Here is a 17,109-nt window from a genome sequence, read left to right as displayed (position 1 = left end):
TTATCGCGATTCTGTGCATTGGACGCATGAAACGGGGCGGGTCTACGGTCTTTGCATGCCTCCCGTTCATACCGGGGCACCTGTCACCACGGGTGCCTCCACCCCGTCGTCTCCTGCCGCACCGGAAGCCCACGCCCCCGGCCGCCCCGGCTACCGCCGCATGAGCCTCGCGCTCTTCGCCGCGGGCCTCGCGACCTTCGCCCTCCTCTACTCCACCCAGGCGCTGCTGCCCGCGATCTCCGACGGGTTCGGGGTGACGGCGGGTCAGGCCAGCTGGACCGTGTCCGCGGCCACCGGCGCCCTCGCCCTGTTCGTCCTGCCGCTCAGCGCGCTCTCCGAGCGCTTCGGGCGGACGCGGATGATGACGGTCTCGATGGTGGTCGCCGTCGGCGTCGGCCTGCTCGTACCGTTCGCGCCGAACCTGGAGTGGCTGGTGGCGCTGCGCGCCGTCCAGGGCGCGGCGATCGCCGGCATCCCGGCCTCCGCGATGGCGTACCTGGCGGAGGAGGTCAAGCCGAAGGCGCTGGTGGGCGCGATCGGCCTGTTCGTGGCGGGCAACTCCATCGGCGGCATGAGCGGCCGCCTCGTCACCGGCTGGGCGGCCCAGGCGTGGGGCTGGCGCGGCGGGCTGCTGGCCGTCGGGGTCATGGCGCTGGCCTGCGCGGCGGCGTTCCTCGTCCTGCTCCCCCGGGCCCGGTTCTTCCGCGCGGCCTCGCTGAACCCGCGCGCGGTCGGCCGCACCGTCGCCGGGCACCTGCGGGATCCGCTGCTGCTGCGCCTGTACGGGATCGGCGCGCTGTTCATGACCGTCTTCGGGGCCGTCTACACCGTCATCGGCTACCGGCTGGTCGACGAGCCGTTCTCCCTCGGGCAGGGCGTGATCGGGTCGATCTTCCTGATCTACCTGGTCGGTACGGTGTCCTCGGCGGCCGCCGGGCAGCTGGTGGCCCGGGCGGGGCGGCGCGGGGCGCTGTACCTGGCGGTGACCACGACCGCGCTGGGCCTGCTGCTGTCGCTGGCGGACTCGCTGGCCGCGATCCTCGTCGGACTGGTCCTGATCACCGCCGGCTTCTTCGCGGGCCACGCGGTGGCGTCCGCCGCGGTGAGCCGGACCGCGACGTCGGGCCGCGCGCAGGCCTCGGCGCTGTACCAGTCGGCGTACTACCTGGGTTCCAGCGCGGGCGGCACGCTCGGCGCGCTCGCCTACCACTCGGCGGGCTGGGCGGCGACGGTGGGCATCGCGCTGCTGGCCGTGCTCGGCGTCGTGTCGATCACCCTGTACGGCTCGCACGCGGCGCGCGCCGAGCGGCGTCACGGCTCGCTGGCCGCCGCACGCTGATACGGCGGTGTACGGATCGGTGCATACGGCATCGGTATGAGCGGAATTACGGAGCCCGGAGGCGCAAGCCGCCCCGGGCTCCGGCGCGTTGCCCCTCCCCGCCGGGAAGGAGTGGGGGTGGGAGGGAGTCCGACATGACATGGATGCGGATGCGTACGGGACGGATGCGTACGGGGTGGATGCGTACGGGACGACGTGCGGCGGCGGTGGTCGGCGGGGCGGTGGTGCTCGCGGTCCCGCTGGTGGTCGGCGGGGGCGGGGCGGCGCAGGCCGCCGGCTCGTGCAACGTGACCACGGGGCCGTACCAGCGGCAGGTGGAGCAGTTCCTGGGGCGGCCGGTCGACGGGACGCAGTCCGCGGCCGACTGCCAGGCGATCAAGGCGTTCCAGGCGCAGCACGGGATCACCCCGACCGCGGGGTACGCCGGGCCGCTCACCTGGCAGACGATGAGCACCATGCTGGCGCAGCGGGCGGCCGGCACGACCCCGAACAAGGACGGGAACTGCCCGGTGGACCTGGGCCGGATCGCCTGCGTCGACCTGACCCGCCAGCTGAGCTGGATCCAGGACGGCGCCGCCCTGAAGTACGGCCCGGTGCCGGTGCGCACGGGGAAGGACGGCACCGAGACCCGGACCGGCCTGAAGCGGATCTACTACCGCAGCATCGACCACTGGTCGACGATCTACGACGTGTCGATGCCGTACGCGCAGTTCTTCGACGGCGGGATCGCCTTCCACTCGGTGGACAAGAGCATGTGGAACCCGCCGGGGTCGGGCGGCTGCGTGAACATGCGGCTCGCGGACGCCAAGGCGTACTGGAACCTGCTGGCCAAGGGGGACGACGTGTACGTCTACGGCCGCAAGCCGGGTACGTAGCGGGCGGCGTCCGGCTGCCGTTGTCAGACCCCTCGGGTAGCTTCGGGATATCGGACCTACTGGGGGAAGACAGCCATGAGTGACGTCGCCACGCGTATCGAATCCGACCTGGACGCGGCGATGGACCGCTACCGGGTCGAGCTCACCGGCTACTGCTACCGCATGCTCGGCTCCTCCTTCGACGCCGAGGACGCGGTGCAGGACACGTACGTCCGTGCCTGGCGCAGCTTCGAGAAGTTCGAGGGCAGGTCCTCACTGCGCTCGTGGCTCTACCGGATCGCCACGAACGTCTGCCTGGACCTGCTGAGCGCGGGGAAGAAGCGGGCCCGCCCGATGGACCTCAGCGCCCCGCAGCACCAGGCGTCCGCGGTGCTCAACGAGCGGCCGGAGGTGACGTGGCTGGAGCCGGTGCCGGACGGGCGGGTGCTGCCGCAGACCGCCGATCCGGCGGAGATGGCGCTGGCGAAGGAGTCCGTACGGCTGGCGTTCGTGGCGGCGCTCCAGCACCTGCCGGCGAAGCAGCGGGCGGTGCTGATCCTGCGCGAGGTCCTGGCGTGGAAGGCGGACGAGGTCGCGACCCTGCTGGACACGACGGTGGCGTCGGTGAACAGCGCCCTCCAGCGGGCCCGCGCGACGCTCTCGGCGAGCCGGATGCGCGAGAGCGACGCGGCGGACCCGCTGGACGCGGAGCAGGTGAAGCTGCTGGAGCAGTACCTGTCCGCCTTCGAGGCCTACGACATCTCGCGGCTGACCACGCTGCTGCACGAGGACGCGGTGCTGTCGATGCCGCCGTTCGACCTGTGGCTCCAGGGGCCCGCGGACATCGCGGCCTGGCATCTGAACCAGGGCATCGGCTGCAAGGGCTCCCGCCTGGTCCCGACGACGGCGAACGGCCTGCCGGCCTTCGGCCAGTACCGGCCGCGGGAGGACGGGAAGCCGGGGCACGTGCCGTGGGCGCTCCAGGTCCTGGAGATCTCACAGGGGCGGATCACGGGGCTCAACGCCTTCCTGGACACCGCCCGGTGGTTCCCGCTCTTCGGCCTCCCCGAGCAGCTGGTGGAGTCCGACGAGTTCCAGCAGGGCGCGTAGCCCGGGCCCGGCCCCGGTCACCCGCAGCGGCCGCCCCCGAGCGGCGACCCGCAGCCGGGCCAGCACCTCGACGGCGCCGAGCCCGGGCGCGGTGACGGCGGCCGCGTCGCACTCCACGGCGGCGGCCCCGTCCTCGTACAGCTGCCCCAGGCGCACGCACAGCCCCTCCACGTCCCGCAAGGCCTCTTCGGCTCCGGGCAGCACGAGTCGCATGATCTCCACGAGGGGATGACTGCCGCGCCCGCCCGAACTCATCGGCGGCCCCGTCGACGGCTCGTCCGTCCGCATACGAAAAACGCCGGCGCGGCTCCGGACGGGGAGCCGCGCCGACGCGTTGAGGGGGCCGCAGGTCAGGCGATGCGGTCCAGGACGATCGGCGTGGCGGAGAACGCCGTGCCGGCCGGGGCGATGTCGTACGTGCCCTCCAGCGAGGCCAGGGCGTACTCGAACTTCTCCGGGGTGTCCGTGTGCAGGGTCATCAGCGGCTGGCCGGCGGCCACCGTGTCGCCCGGCTTGGCGTGGAGCTCGATGCCCGCGCCCGCCTGCACCGGGTCCTCCTTGCGCGCGCGGCCGGCGCCCAGGCGCCAGGCGCCCACGCCGACGCCGTACGCGTCCAGGCGGGTCAGGACGCCCGAGGAGGGGGCGGTGACCACGTGCTGCTCGCGGGCCACCGGGAGGGCGGCGTCCGGGTCGCCGCCCTGGGCGGAGATCATCCGGCGCCAGACGTCCATGGCGGAGCCGTCGGCCAGGGCCTTGGCCGGGTCGGCGTCCTTGATGCCCGCCGCGTCCAGCATCTCGCGGGCCAGCGCCAGGGTCAGCTCGACGACGTCGGAGGGGCCGCCTCCGGCCAGGACCTCGACCGACTCGCGGATCTCCAGCGCGTTGCCGGCCGTCAGGCCGAGCGGGGTGGACATGTCGGTGAGCAGGGCGATCGTCTTGACGCCGCTGTCCGTGCCGAGGGCGACCATCGTCGAGGCGAGCTCGCGCGCGTCCTCGATGTTCTTCATGAACGCGCCGGTGCCGACCTTCACGTCGAGGACGAGCGAGCCCGTGCCCTCGGCGATCTTCTTCGACATGATCGAGGAGGCGATCAGCGGGATGGCCTCGACCGTGCCCGTCACGTCGCGCAGCGCGTACAGCTTCTTGTCGGCGGGGGCCAGGCCGTCGCCCGCCGCGCAGATGACCGCGCCGGTGGTGTCGAGGACGTGCAGCATCTCCTCGTTGGAGAGCAGCGCGCGCCAGCCGGGGATGGACTCCAGCTTGTCCAGGGTGCCGCCGGTGTGGCCGAGGCCACGGCCCGACAGCTGCGGCACGGCCGCGCCGCAGGCGGCGACGAGCGGGGCCAGCGGCAGGGTGATCTTGTCGCCGACGCCGCCGGTGGAGTGCTTGTCCGCGGTCGGGCGGGACAGGGAGTCGAAGTTCATCCGCTCGCCCGAGGCGATCATCGCGGCGGTCCAGCGCTTGATCTCGGCCCGGTTCATGCCGTTCAGCAGGATGGCCATCGCCAGCGCAGACATCTGCTCGTCGGCGACGACACCGCGCGTGTACGCGTCGATGACCCAGTCGATCTGCTCGGGGCTCAGCTCGCCCCGGTCACGCTTCGTTCGGATGACGGAGATGACGTCCATGTGGTGCTTCCTTCTACGCGCATAGAGAGGGTGGAGAGAGAAGAGAAGGGGGGAATTGCGACGGCCCTTCGCCCGGCAGGGGCGAAGGGCCGTCGGCACGGCTATCTCAGGTGGTCCGGCCCGAAGGCCTGCGGCAGCATCTCGGCCAGCGGAAGGATCCCCTTCGGGGTCTCCACCAGCAGCTCCGGTCCACCGAACTCGAAGAGGAGCTGACGGCAGCGGCCGCACGGGACGAGGACGTCGCCCTTGCCGTCGACGCAGGTGAAGTGCGTCAGGCGGCCGCCTCCGGTGGCCTGCAAGGAGGAGACCAGCCCGCACTCGGCGCACAGGCTGAGCCCGTAGCTGGCGTTCTCCACGTTGCAGCCGACGACGATCCGGCCGTCGTCGACGAGGGCGGCGACCCCGACCGGGAAGTGCGAGTAGGGGGCGTACGCCCGGGACATGGCGTCCCGGGCAGCCTCCCGCAGGGCCTCCCAGTCGGGGTGGATCGCCGTCGTCACTTGCCCTGGCCCTTGCGGTACGGCATGCCGTCCGCCTTCGGCATCCGCAGCCGCTGCGCGGACAGCGCGAGCACCAGCAGCGTCGTCAGGTACGGCGCCGCGTCCACGAACTGGCTCGGGACCGCGTCGGTGAGCGCGTACCAGAGGAACAGGCCGCCGGCGATGACGCCCGAGAGGGCACCCTGGAAGTGCTTCTTCTTGTACAGCTGCCAGGCGCAGACCAGCACCAGCAGGATCGCGAGGAGCAGCAGCATCGCGTGGACGTTCTCGGCGCCACCGCGCAGCTTGAGGCTGTCGGTGAAGCCGAAGAGGCCGGCGCCCAGCGCCATGCCGCCCGGCATCCAGTTACCGAAGATCATCGCGGCGAGACCGATGTAGCCGCGGCCGCCGGTCTGGCCCTCCTGGTAGATGGGGCTGGCGACGATCGACAGGAACACGCCGCCGAGACCCGCCAGGGCGCCGGAGACGACCACGGCGATGTACTTGTACTTGTAGACGTTGACGCCGAGGGACTCGGCGGCGATGGGGTTCTCACCGCAGGAGCGCAGGCGCAGGCCGAAGGTGGTGCGCCACAGCACCCACCAGGTGCCCGGGATCAGCAGCAGGGCGACGACGGTCAGCAGCGAGAGCTCGGTCACCAGGCCGCCGACGACGCCGGCGAGGTCCGAGACGAAGAACCAGTGCTTGGCCTGGAGCGTGGCCATCCAGTCGGACAGCCCCGGCACGGTGATCTTGTAGATCTCCTCGACGCGCGGCGACTGCTTGGAGGAGCCGCCGGGCGCGTTCGCGAACGTGAAGTTCGACAGGTACTGGGTGAAGCCCAGCGCGAGGATGTTGACCGCCACACCGGAGACGATGTGGTTGACGTTGAACGTGACCGTGATGATCGCGTGCAGCAGGCCGCCGAGGGCACCGCCCAGGATGCCGACCGCGACGCCGGTCCACGGACCCCACTGGTAGCCGGCCCAGGCACCGAACCAGGTGCCGAGGATCATCATGCCTTCGAGGCCGATGTTGACGACGCCCGCGCGCTCGGCCCACAGGCCGCCGAGGCCGGCGAGGCCGATCGGCACCGCGAGCTGGAGGGCTCCGGAGACCTGGCCGATGGAGGTCAGGTCGTTGGCGCCGCTGATCACGCGGACCAGCGAGACGAGCGCGAGCCCGCCCGCGATGATCAGCATGATCCACGGCAGGGTGAGCTTCTTGCGGCCGCCCGCCTTCTTCGGGGCGGCGCTCGTCGCGGAGACGGTGCTGGTGCTCACGCCGCGACCTCCTTATCGGTCTTGATGGCGTGGCCTGCAGCCAGCTCCTCGCCGACCTTCTGCTGCTGGCGGCGGATGCCGTAGCGGCGGACGAGCTCGTACGAGACGACGACGGCGATCACGATCAGGCCCTTCATGATCGTGCCGATCTCCTTCGCGTACCCGGCCGTGTCGAGCGAGGCCGAGGCCTTGTCGATGAAGGCCATCAGGAAGGCGGCGAAGAAGATGCCGATCGGGCTGTTGCGCCCGAGCAGCGCGATGGTGATGCCGGTGAAGCCGACACCGACCGGGAAGGCCAGGCTGTACGTGTGGCTCTCGCCGAGCAGCACCGGCATGCCGGCGAGGCCGGCGACGGCGCCGGAGATGAGCATCGAGGTGATGATCATCTTCTTGGCGTCCACACCGGAGGCCTGGGCGGCGGACTCGCTGGCGCCGGTGGCGCGCAGGTCGAAGCCGAAGCGGGTCCGGTTGAGCACGAACCAGTAGACGATGCCCAGCGCGAACGCGAGGAAGGTGAAGCCGTAGATCTCCAGGCCCTCACCGAGGTCCACGGCCGGGAACCAGCCGGAGTCCGGGATGTCACCGGTGGTGAGGTCGTTGGAGCCGGCCGGCTGGACGCCGAGGTTCTTCGGCAGGATCAGCCAGGCGATCAGGCTGGTCGCGATGGCGTTCAGCATGATCGTGGACACGACCTCGCTGACGCCGCGCTTGGCCTTGAGGACGCCCGCGATACCGGCCCAGAACGCACCGACGCACATGGCGACGACGACGATCATCAGGATCTGCAGCGGGCCGGGCAGCGTGACGGCCGCGCCGACCACCGCGGACAGCATCGCCGCGAGGCGGTACTGGCCGTCGACACCGATGTTGAAGAGGTTCATCCGGAAGCCGATGGCCACGGCCAGGGCCGCCAGGTAGTACGTGCCGGCCTGGTTCACGATGAGGACCTGGACGTCCTCGTAGCTGGCGTTCTCCACCATCAGGCGCAGCGGCTCGATCGGGTCCACGCCCGTCGCGGCCAGCACGAGCATGGTCAGCAGGAACGCGGTGACCAGTGCGAGAGCGGGCCCGGCGAAGCCGAGGAGCAGCCGGTCCTTGTCGAATTTCTTCATCGGGCCTCGTCCTCCGGGGAGTCGGTACCAGCGTCGGTACCGGCGGCGGAGTGGTTGTCGGTGGCTTCCAGGGTCCCGGAGGCGGCGCCCGTCATGGCGGTGCCGAGCTCCTCGGGGGTCACGGTCGCGGGGTCGGCGTCCGCGACCAGGCGGCCGCGGTAGATCACGCGCAGGGTGTCGGACAGGCCGATCAGCTCGTCCAGGTCCGCGGAGATCAGCAGGACCGCCAGGCCGTCGCGGCGGGCGTCCCGGATGGCGTCCCAGATCTGCGCCTGCGCACCGACGTCCACACCACGGGTGGGGTGGGCGGCGATGAGGAACTTCGGGTTGTGGCTCATCTCGCGGCCGACGATCAGCTTCTGCTGGTTGCCGCCGGAGAGGGAGGACGCCGTGACCTCGATGCCGGGCGTGCGGACGTCGTACTCGCGCACGATCCGCTCGGTGTCCTTGCGGGCGGCCTTCGGGTCGATGATGCCGCGCTTGGAGTTGGGCGCCTCGGTGACGTGGCCGAGGATGCGGTTCTCCCACAGCGAGGATTCGAGCAGCAGGCCGTGGCGGTGGCGGTCCTCGGGGATGTACCCGATGCCGCCCTCGCGGCGCTTGCGCACCGGCGCCTTCGTGATGTCGGTGCCGTCCAGGGTGATGACACCCGAGTCCGGGCTGAGCATGCCCATGAGGGCTTCGATCAGCTCGGTCTGGCCGTTGCCCTCGACACCGGCGATGCCGAGGACCTCGCCCTTGTGGATCGTGAAGGTGATCCCGTCGAGGAGGAGGCGGCCGGCCTCGACGATCTCGGGCACGTTGGCGTCCGACAGGCCCGGCGTGCGGACGGTCTCCTCGGTGGCGACGGGCATGCCGTGCTCGGCGACGGTCAGCTTCTCGACCTGGAGCATCGGGGTGGTCGTCACCGTGGACTCGCGGGTCTCCGGCGAGGGCAGCTCCGCACCGACCATCAGCTCGGCGAGCTGCTTGGTGGTCGCGGTCTTCGGGTCGGCGGTGCCGACGGTGGTGCCGCGGCGGATGACGGTGATGTCGTCGGCGACCTTCAGCACCTCGCCCAGCTTGTGCGAGATGAAGATGACGGTCAGGCCCTCGGCCTTGAGCTCGCGCAGGTTGTCGAAGAGCGCGTCCACTTCCTGCGGCACGAGCACCGCGGTGGGCTCGTCGAGGATGAGGGTGCGGGCACCGCGGTACAGGACCTTGAGGATCTCCACGCGCTGGCGGTCGGCGACGCCGAGGTCCTCGACCAGGGCGTCGGGGCGCACGCCGAGGCCGTACGCGTCCGAGATCTCCAGGATCTTCCTGCGGGCCTTGGCTCCGATGCCGTGGAGCTTCTCGCCGCCGAGAACCACGTTCTCCAGGACGGTGAGGTTGTCGGCGAGCATGAAGTGCTGGTGCACCATGCCGATGCCGCGGGCGATGGCGTCGCCGGGGTTGGTGAAGGTGACCTGCTCCCCGTCGATGGCGATGGTGCCCTCGTCCGGCTTCTGCATGCCGTAGAGGATCTTCATCAGGGTCGACTTGCCGGCACCGTTCTCACCGATGAGGGCGTGGACCGTGCCCTTGCGGACGGTGATCGCGATGTCCTTGTTGGCGACGACGCCGGGGAAGCGCTTGGTGATGCCGTGAAGTTCTACGGCGGGGGGCGGGCTGGACGCGTTGATGACGCACTCTCCTTGGCGCGGAAGGAGCTGGAAAGCCAAGTTGGCAGGGGGCAGGGCGAGGATCGGCCGGGCGGGTGGGCGGGAGGAGGACGGTATCGCGTCCACGATGCCTCTACGCGCGTAGCACTGTCGAAAGTGAAAACTTGCGGCCAAGTGGCCACAAGCGACACGGAACAGGGGCGGGGCCCGGGAGCGGTAGAGACCGCTTCCCGGACCCCGGAGACCACTTATCGCACGTCAGACGATGCCTTACGGCGCGGTCTTGACGGTGATCTTCTTCGCGATGATGTCGGCCTTCGCCTTCTCCACGGCGGCGGTGAGGTCGGTCATCTTCTTGTACTCGGGGTTGGAGTCGGCCAGGCCGACGCCGTTCTTGTCCAGGCCGTAGCGGATCTCACCGGTGGTCGGCTTGCCGTCCTGGACCGACTTGATCTCGTTGAAGACCGCGTCGGAGACGTCCTTGGTGACCGAGGTCAGGATGTGGTCCTTGTACTTCGACAGACCGGCCTGGTTGTACTGGTCGGAGTCGACGCCGATGGCCCACTTGCCCTTGCCGGCGGTGGCCTCGATGGCGCCCGAGCCCGCGAGACCGGCAGCGGCGTAGATCACGTCGGCGCCGGCGTCGAGCTGGCCCTGGGCCGCGGCCTTGCCGAGGTCGGGCTTGGAGAAGCCGTCGAAGTTCGGCGGCTGGGTCAGGTACTGGCTCAGCACCTTGGCGTTCGGGTTGGTGTCCTTGACGCCCTGGGTGAAGCCCGCCTCGAACTTCTTGATCAGCGGAACCTCGACACCGCCGATGAAGCCGACCGTGCCGGTCTTGGAGGCCTTGGCCGCGGCGACGCCGGCCAGGTAGGAGCCCTGCTCCTCGTTGAACACCAGGTTGGCGATGTTCGGGCCGGTGACGGAGGTGTCGTCGATGATGCCGAACGTGGTGTTCGGGAACTTCGGCGCGACCTTCTTGATGGCCGGGGCGTAGGAGAAACCGACGCCGATGACCGGGTTGTTGCCCTTGCGGGCCAGCTCGGTGAGGCGCTGGACCTTGTCGGCCTCGCCCTCGCCCTCGGTGGGCTCGGCCTCGCTGCCCTTGACGCCCAGTTCCTTCTCGGCCTTCTGCAGACCGGCGTAGGCGGCGTCGTTGAACGACTGGTCGCCACGGCCGCCGATGTCGTACGCGATGGCGATCGACTTCGCGGAAGAAGCGGAGGAGGAGGACGGGGAGGACGAGGTGTCCGAGGACTTCTTTCCGCCACAGGCGGTGGCCGAGAGGGCCAGCGCCGCGGACGCGATGCCCACGGTGGCGATCCTGGTGATCCGGCGCAAGGGGAGGCTCCTTCAAAACCTGACCGAAGCGCCACGACCGGCGCTGGTTTCGCGGCGATCGTAACGCGCGTAGATGTCAGTTAAAGGGCCGTTCATGAGTCGTTATCGGATCGTCGTGAATCGGACAGTGACCGATCGGTAACTCCCCGGGCGTCCAGCCCTTGCGTACCAAGGGCTGGACAGGTGTGACGGGAGGCGCTCAGATGTTGTACAAATTTTTGCCCGATCTCTATCCGATCGGCCTGGTACGCCGTCCGTCGAGCAGCGCGGCGGCCGTGAAGAACTCCACGCCGACCCCGATCGCGGACTCGTCCACGTCGAAGTCGCCCCGGTGCAGGTCCCTCTTGGCGGTGGCGCCCGGAGTGTGCACGCCGAGCCGGGCCATGGCTCCGGGCACGTGCTCCAGGTACCAGGAGAAGTCCTCGCCGCCGAGGCTCTGCTCGGTGTCCTCGATCGACTCCTTGCCGAGCCGGGCCGCCATCGCCTCCCGCAGCAGCTCGGTGACCACCGGGTCGTTGACGACCGGCGGCACCCCGCGGACGTACGTGATCTCCGACTTGGCCCGGTGCATCCCGGCGATCTCGTCGATCGCGGCGTGGATCTGATCGGGCGCCTCGTGCCAGGCGTTGATGTCCAGGCAGCGGATCGTCCCGGAGAGCTCGGCGTGCATCGGGATGACGTTGCAGGCGTGCCCGGCCTCGATCCGGCCCCAGGTGATCGACATGCCCGAGCGGGCGTCCATCCGGCGCGACAGTACGGCCGGCAGGTCGACGGCGACCCGGGCGGCGGCGGTCACCAGGTCGGTGGTCAGGTGCGGCCGGGCGGTGTGTCCGCCGGGCCCGGCCAGCGAGATCTCCAGCCGGTCGCAGGCCGAGGTGATGGGACCGGTGCGCAGTCCGATCTTCCCGGCGTCGACCCGCGGGTCGCAGTGGACCGCGATGATCCGGCCGACGCCGTCCAGGACGCCGGATTCGATGGCGTCGGTGGCTCCGCCGGGAAGCACCTCCTCGGCGGGCTGGAACAGCAGCCGTACCGGGCGGGGCAGCAGGCCCTGCCGGTCGAGGTCGGCGAGGACCAGGCCGGCGCCGAGGACGACGGCGGTGTGCACGTCGTGGCCGCAGGCGTGGGCGCGGTCGGGGAAGGTCGAGCGGTACGCCACGTGGGTCTTGGCGTCCGGAATGGGCAGGGCGTCGATGTCCGCGCGCAGCGCCAGCATCGGCCGGCCCCCGTCCCAGGTGCCCACGTCACAGATCAGGCCGGTTCCGGACTTCAGTACGCGGGGCCGCAGTCCCGCTTTCTCCAGCCGGGCCTTGATCGCCGCCGTGGTGCGGAACTCCTGGTGTCCTAGCTCGGGGTGCATGTGCAAGTCCCGGCGGAACTCGATCAGTTCGGCACGCAGGTGGTCCGGAATCTTGCCGGGCAGCTCGGGCCGGTCAGGCGTGCCGGGCAGGGCGGTCTGGGACTCGCGGGACATCAACTGGTTCACCCGTTGAAGGGTAGGCGCACGAATGGCCCAACTGGCTGTGGATCACCAAAAGTTCATGCCGTTAGGGGAAAAAAACCAGACCTCTGGACGCATGACCGGATGCACCCGGGGGTAAACTCGCGCGCTCATCCGGCCGCGGAGGCCGTCTGGGCAGGCAGTCTGTGCACATCACGGGCGGTCTCGGTGACCCCGGCGAGGAAGCTGCGGGCCCGCGGCGAGGCGGAGCCGGTGAGCCAGGCCGGGTCGACATCGCATACGGCGACGGTCACACCGGTTCCGGTCAGTGCGTACGGCAGGGTGTGGACGACGGTGGACGGAAAGCTGACGATCGTCCGGCCGACCGGTCCGCGCCGGGCGATCAGCTCCAGCGGCAGGTCAGGACGGACGATCTCCAGCCCGGTCGCCTCGCTGAGCGTGCGCAGCTTCTCCGGGGACTCGCGGCGGTGCGCGAAGTAGCGGGTGGCGCCGTGCTCCAGGGTCAGGGCGCGTACGGCCTCCAGGTAGCGGGCCGGGTCGACCACGCCGGTCTCCACGAGGGAGGTGCCGACGAGGTCGGTGCCCTTGGTCAGGCGCGGCGGACCGAAGCGGGCGCGGGTCCACGCGAACTCGTTGACCCGCAGCGTCATCGCGCCGTGGACGGTGACGGGCATCGAGCTGAACACCTCGACGCGCCGCCCCGTGCCCGCGGCCGGGGTGAAACGGCGCCGGGCGGTGGCCGAGACCGGCGCGTAGGCCAGCTCGCGGACGCGGCCGGGCAGGCCGCCGCCGCCGACCCGGTGCCAGCGTACGAGGCGCTCGCCGCGGGCCGTCTGGGCGACGAACTCCATGGTGGCGGTGCCGTCGTCGACGACGACGAGCTCTTCGGCCCGTACGAGGGTGAGCAGGAGCTGCACGTACCGGGAGAAGGGGTCGCCGACGACGACCCGGCGGGCCGCGCGCACGTCCTTGGCGAGCGCGGCGAGCGCCTTGAGCGGGGCGAGCCGGCCGCCGCGGGCCTCCTGCCAGACGACCTCGTACCCCTCGTCCCGGGCCAGCCCCGCCATCCGGCGCAGCTGACCGCGGGACATGGGGTCGGTGGGCGGCAGTACGACGATCCGCAGCCAGGACGCCGCTCCGGACGGGCGGCCGGCCGGGTCCGGGCCGGCGGCCGCCGGAGCGGCCCCGGACGCCGGGCCGCGGACGGCGGCGCGGCTGGGCTGGCTGGGGACGGCGTCGAGCAGCGGGGCACCGCCCGGTGCGGACGCGGCTTCGGCGTGCGCCCACTCCAGCACGTTCAGGAGCTGGACCGGACTCTCGACGAAAGCCAGGCTGGAGGCAGAGGGGGTCACCACGTACTCCTCGTCAGGGGCGGGGCGGGGCGTCGTACCGGACGGAGAAAGCGGACGGAGAAGACGGACGGGCCGCGGGGTCGGACCGCGGCCCGGACCGGGGGTCGGACCGGGTGTTGACCGGGGGACGGACCGGGGGACGGCCGGGGCCGGACCGAGGGGCGGACCGGGGACGGACCGAGGGGCGGACCGGGGACGGACCGAGGGGCGGACCGGGGTCAGACCGAGGCGAGCTCGCCCTGGACCCGGCGGAGCTTCTTCATGGGGCCGAGCTCGGAGTCGTAGACGCGCTTGATGCCGTCGCCGAGGGCCGTCTCGATGGTGCGGATGTCGCGGACCAGGCGGGCGAGGCCGCCGGGCTCCACGGAGGCGGCCTGGTCGGAGCCCCACATGGCGCGGTCGAGGGTGATGTGGCGCTCGACGAAGGTGGCGCCGAGGGCGACGGCCGCGAGGGTGGTCTGCAGGCCCGTCTCGTGGCCGGAGTAGCCGATCGGGACGTTGGGGTACTCCTCCTGAAGGGTGTTGATCACCCGCAGGTTGAGCTCCTCCGCCTTGGCCGGGTACGTCGAAGTGGCGTGGCAGAGAAGGATGTTGTCGCTGCCGAGCACCTCCACCGCGTGGCGGATCTGCTTCGGGGTGGACATGCCGGTGGAGAGGACGACGGTGCGGCCGGTGGCGCGCAGGGCGCGCAGCAGCTCGTCGTCGGTGAGGGAGGCGGAGGCCACCTTGTGGGCGGGGACGTCGAACTTCTCCAGGAAGGCGACGGCCTCGGTGTCCCACGGAGAGGCGAACCAGTCGATGCCCCGCTTGGCGCAGTGCTCGTCGATGGAGCGGTACTCGGCCTCGCCGAACTCGACGCGGTGGCGGTAGTCGATGTACGTCATCCGGCCCCAGGGGGTGTCGCGCTCGATGTCCCACTGGTCGCGCGGGGTGCAGATCTCCGGGGTGCGCTTCTGGAACTTCACCGCGTCGCAGCCCGCTTCGGCGGCGGCGTCGATGAGGGCGAACGCGTTGCCCAGGTCGCCGTTGTGGTTGATGCCGATCTCACCGACGACGTACACGGGGCGGCCGGGGCCGGCGGTGCGGGTGCCGAAGGTGCGCAGGCGGGAGTTGGGGGTGACGGCGGTCATGGCAGCTGAGGTCCTTCGTTCGGTGCGTGGGGGTGCTGAGGGGAGGTGAACAGGGGGGCGAGGAGGCGGGCGCGCGCGAGGTCGTGCGGGTCGTCGATCTCCAGGACCCGTGCGGGGTCGGTGGCGACGGGGAGGGTGCGCCCGAAGAAGCGGTGCCGCGCGCCGCGGAAGCCGGCGGCGTCCATGGCGTAGGCGGCGCCGGTCTCCAGCAGGTCCTGGGGCCGGTCCTGGCGGCGGGGGCGGACGGCCTTGTCGTGGTTGACGCCGGCCCCGGCGCCGTCGGCCGCCTCCCGCCACAGGAAGCCGTGGAACGGGGCGACGGTCAGGGCCGAGTCGGCCGTGCCGGTGGCGACGGCGGCGGCGACCGACTCGACGTCTCGGGAGGTCAGGAAGGGGCTGGTGCACTGGACGAGGAGGACGACGTCCACGGTGAGGGAGTGCAGTTCCTCGAAGGCGTCGAGCGCGTGCAGTACGGCGGCCTCGCTGCTCGCGGTGTCCCCGGAGATCGCCGCGGGGCGGCGGATCGCGTCGGCCCCGGCGGCGCGGGCGGCTTCGGCGATGGGGTCGGCGTCGGTGGAGACCACGACGTCGGTGACGGTGTCCGCGCCCCGGCAGGCCTGGACGGCCCGTACGACGAGCGGTACTCCGGCCACTTCGGCGAGGTTCTTCCCCGGGACTCCCTTGGAGCCGCCGCGGGCCGGGATCACGGCCAGTACGCGGGGGCGGGCGGCCTGACGGGGGACGGAGTTCGCGGCCGGGTTCACAGCTCCCCCATCCGGCGGATCATCGGGGCCACGCGCTGGACGCCGTGCCGGTACGCCCCCCGGGCGGCCTCGCGCAGGTGCGAGCGGAGCCAGCGGCGCAGCCGGGACTCCCCGCCGCCCTCGCGGACGGCGCCGGGCAGCGGGGTCCCGTCGGGGGCGAGGTGGTGGCGGGCCAGGATGCCGGGCAGGTATCCGGGCGCGGTGACCTGCGTGTAGTAGGGGGCGACGGCGGGGAGCACCGGGCGGTCCAGCAGTTCGCCGAGCCGGGCCCGGGCGGCGGCGAAGGGGTCGCCGGGGGCTGCGGCGTCGGCGGCGGCCGTGCCGGCTGCGGCGGCGACAGCGGCGGCTGCGTCGGCGACAGCAGCGGCTGCGTCGGCGACAGCAGCGGCTGCGTCGGCGACAGCAGCGGCGGCGACAGCTGCGGCGGCGACAGCAGCGGCGGCGACAGCGGCGGCGTCGGCTCCGTCGGCGGCCCCGGCGCCGATCACGCCCTGGTCGGCCAGCCAGTGCGGGTCGCCCTGCGGCAGCAGGCCCGCGTCGAGCTGGTCCCAGGAGGCCAGGCAGCCCGAGCCGAGGAAGTGGTGGTTGCCGAGCACCTCGCGGATGCCGAGGTCGGTGAGGACCGCCGTCGGGATCCCGCGGTGCAGGGACTCCAGGGCGGCCGTGGAGGAGACGGTGACCAGCAGGTCCGTACCGTCCAGGACCTCGCCCATGTTCCCGTACACCAGGCGGCAGTTGGCGGGCAGACCGCCCGGGATCCGCTCGGCGAGCCGCTGGTACGGCTGCTCCTCCAGGTGCGTGGTGTGCTCCCCGGGCCGGCTGCGCAGCTTGATCAGCACCTCGCGCTCCGGGTGCAGCCGGGCGTGCCGGGCGGCCCGCTCCAGCAGGTAGGCGCGGTCGGCCCGGCTCTCGGGGACGGAGGGCTGGACGGCGAAGACCACGGTGTGCGCGCCGGCGCCGGCCTTCTCGTACGCCGCTCCGTCCAGGAACGGCAGCGCCGTCTCCGTGACGGCTGCGGCGTCCGCGCCGACGCCCTCGTAGACCGCGCGGAAGCGTCCGGCGTCGTACCGGGAGTTGGCGAGGACGAGGTCGGCCCCGTGGCGCAGCAGCAGCCCGTCGGCGAGCTTCTCGTATACGACGCCGACGTACCCGGTGACGAGCACGGGGCGCTCGGCCGGCTCGGGCCACAGCGCGCGGACCCCGTGCAGGACGGCCTGGACGGCCCCGCCGACGAGGGCGAGGACGACGACGTCGTACTTCTCGCGCTCGATCTCCGCGAGGAACTGTGCGCAGGTCACCTCGGAGAGCCGGTCCGCCCGGACGCCCACTTCGCCGAGCTGGCGGGCGGTCGGGGTGGCCCGGCCGCGGAGCAGGAATCCGGTGAGGTGCGGCTCCGTCGCCAGGCGGCGGGCGGTGAGTGCGCCCCATTTCCATCGCGTATCGGAATCGGCGAGTACGGCGACGCGGAGGGCGGTCCGGGGATGACTACGAGATGCTGCGCGATTACTGGCTGGCACCCGGCAGAAGCTATTCCGCAATTTCGGTGATCGGCCCAACGAACGCACAACAGCGGGTTAACAACCCGTCTACGTCATGCGAAACCGCACCGGTTAAC

The 17,109-nt window shown here is 71.5% G+C and carries 14 protein-coding genes and 1 pseudogene; 3 read left to right on the top strand and 12 right to left on the bottom strand.

Translation table 11 applies throughout. The features are described from left to right. The first annotated feature begins 55 nt into the window (after positions 1–55). From ADK52_RS24900 to ADK52_RS24890, 3 genes are all read left to right on the top strand, one after another. Positions 56–1,339: an MFS transporter gene (locus ADK52_RS24900; RefSeq protein WP_053692062.1), complete on the top strand. Its 1,284-nt coding sequence runs from the start codon at positions 56–58 to the stop codon at positions 1,337–1,339. Positions 1,340–1,518: 179 nt separating this feature from the next. Continuing rightward, positions 1,519–2,214: a L,D-transpeptidase family protein gene (locus ADK52_RS24895; RefSeq protein ID WP_107090169.1), complete on the top strand. Its 696-nt coding sequence runs from the start codon at positions 1,519–1,521 to the stop codon at positions 2,212–2,214. Positions 2,215–2,289: 75 nt separating this feature from the next. After that, on the top strand, positions 2,290–3,303 hold the full coding sequence (locus ADK52_RS24890; RefSeq protein WP_053692061.1) for a sigma-70 family RNA polymerase sigma factor: 1,014 nt from the start codon (positions 2,290–2,292) through the stop codon (positions 3,301–3,303). On the opposite strand, the gene ADK52_RS40470 is transcribed toward ADK52_RS24890, so the two are convergent. The 12 genes and pseudogenes from ADK52_RS40470 to ADK52_RS24835 all read right to left on the bottom strand — a co-directional run bounded on the left by ADK52_RS40470 (position 3,190) and on the right by ADK52_RS24835 (position 17,011). Continuing rightward, positions 3,190–3,516, bottom strand: a complete 327-nt coding sequence (locus tag ADK52_RS40470) for an STAS domain-containing protein (protein WP_234344215.1) — start codon at positions 3,514–3,516, stop codon at positions 3,190–3,192. The genes ADK52_RS24890 and ADK52_RS40470 overlap by 114 nt on opposite strands. A gap of 137 nt (positions 3,517–3,653) precedes the next feature. Continuing rightward, the gene (locus ADK52_RS24885) at positions 3,654–4,931 is read right to left on the bottom strand and encodes a thymidine phosphorylase (protein ID WP_053692060.1); all 1,278 of its coding nucleotides are present in this window, start codon (positions 4,929–4,931) and stop codon (positions 3,654–3,656) included. A 101-nt stretch (positions 4,932–5,032) separates the two neighbouring features. Continuing rightward, the gene (locus tag ADK52_RS24880; protein ID WP_078988578.1) at positions 5,033–5,431 is read right to left on the bottom strand and encodes a cytidine deaminase; all 399 of its coding nucleotides are present in this window, start codon (positions 5,429–5,431) and stop codon (positions 5,033–5,035) included. Then, complete coding sequence (locus ADK52_RS24875; RefSeq protein ID WP_053692059.1) at positions 5,428–6,693, bottom strand: ABC transporter permease; 1,266 nt, start codon at positions 6,691–6,693, stop codon at positions 5,428–5,430. The genes ADK52_RS24880 and ADK52_RS24875 overlap by 4 nt, the downstream gene beginning before the upstream one ends. After that, positions 6,690–7,805 carry an ABC transporter permease gene (locus tag ADK52_RS24870; protein WP_053692058.1) on the bottom strand — a complete coding sequence of 372 codons (1,116 nt, stop codon included), beginning with the start codon at positions 7,803–7,805 and terminating at the stop codon, positions 6,690–6,692. The genes ADK52_RS24875 and ADK52_RS24870 overlap by 4 nt, the downstream gene beginning before the upstream one ends. Further along, the gene (locus ADK52_RS24865) at positions 7,802–9,508 is read right to left on the bottom strand and encodes an ABC transporter ATP-binding protein (protein WP_420714931.1); all 1,707 of its coding nucleotides are present in this window, start codon (positions 9,506–9,508) and stop codon (positions 7,802–7,804) included. The genes ADK52_RS24870 and ADK52_RS24865 overlap by 4 nt, the downstream gene beginning before the upstream one ends. 210 nt (positions 9,509–9,718) lie before the next feature. Beyond that, on the bottom strand, positions 9,719–10,786 hold the full coding sequence (locus ADK52_RS24860) for a BMP family lipoprotein (protein ID WP_053692057.1): 1,068 nt from the start codon (positions 10,784–10,786) through the stop codon (positions 9,719–9,721). 229 nt (positions 10,787–11,015) lie between these two features. After that, entirely contained in the window at positions 11,016–12,260 is a 1,245-nt protein-coding gene (locus ADK52_RS24855; RefSeq protein ID WP_053692056.1) for an amidohydrolase, read from the bottom strand. Between the two features lie 137 nt (positions 12,261–12,397). Then, positions 12,398–13,600, bottom strand: coding sequence for a hypothetical protein (locus ADK52_RS24850; protein ID WP_053692055.1), 1,203 nt, complete (start codon positions 13,598–13,600; stop codon positions 12,398–12,400). A gap of 218 nt (positions 13,601–13,818) precedes the next feature. Further along, on the bottom strand, positions 13,819–14,730 hold the full coding sequence (locus ADK52_RS24845; RefSeq protein ID WP_053692054.1) for an N-acetylneuraminate synthase family protein: 912 nt from the start codon (positions 14,728–14,730) through the stop codon (positions 13,819–13,821). Between the two features lie 29 nt (positions 14,731–14,759). Further along, positions 14,760–15,494, bottom strand: a pseudogene (locus tag ADK52_RS24840) (cytidylyltransferase domain-containing protein); the annotation flags it as partial. Next, positions 15,491–17,011, bottom strand: a complete 1,521-nt coding sequence (locus ADK52_RS24835; protein ID WP_078988576.1) for a DUF6716 putative glycosyltransferase — start codon at positions 17,009–17,011, stop codon at positions 15,491–15,493. The pseudogene ADK52_RS24840 and the gene ADK52_RS24835, both read right to left, overlap by 4 nt. Positions 17,012–17,109: the final 98 nt, after the last annotated feature.

The organism is Streptomyces sp. WM6372 (assembly GCF_001279655.1).
Classification (GTDB): Bacteria; Actinomycetota; Actinomycetes; order Streptomycetales; family Streptomycetaceae; genus Streptomyces.
This window is presented reverse-complemented; position numbering and strand designations above follow the sequence as displayed.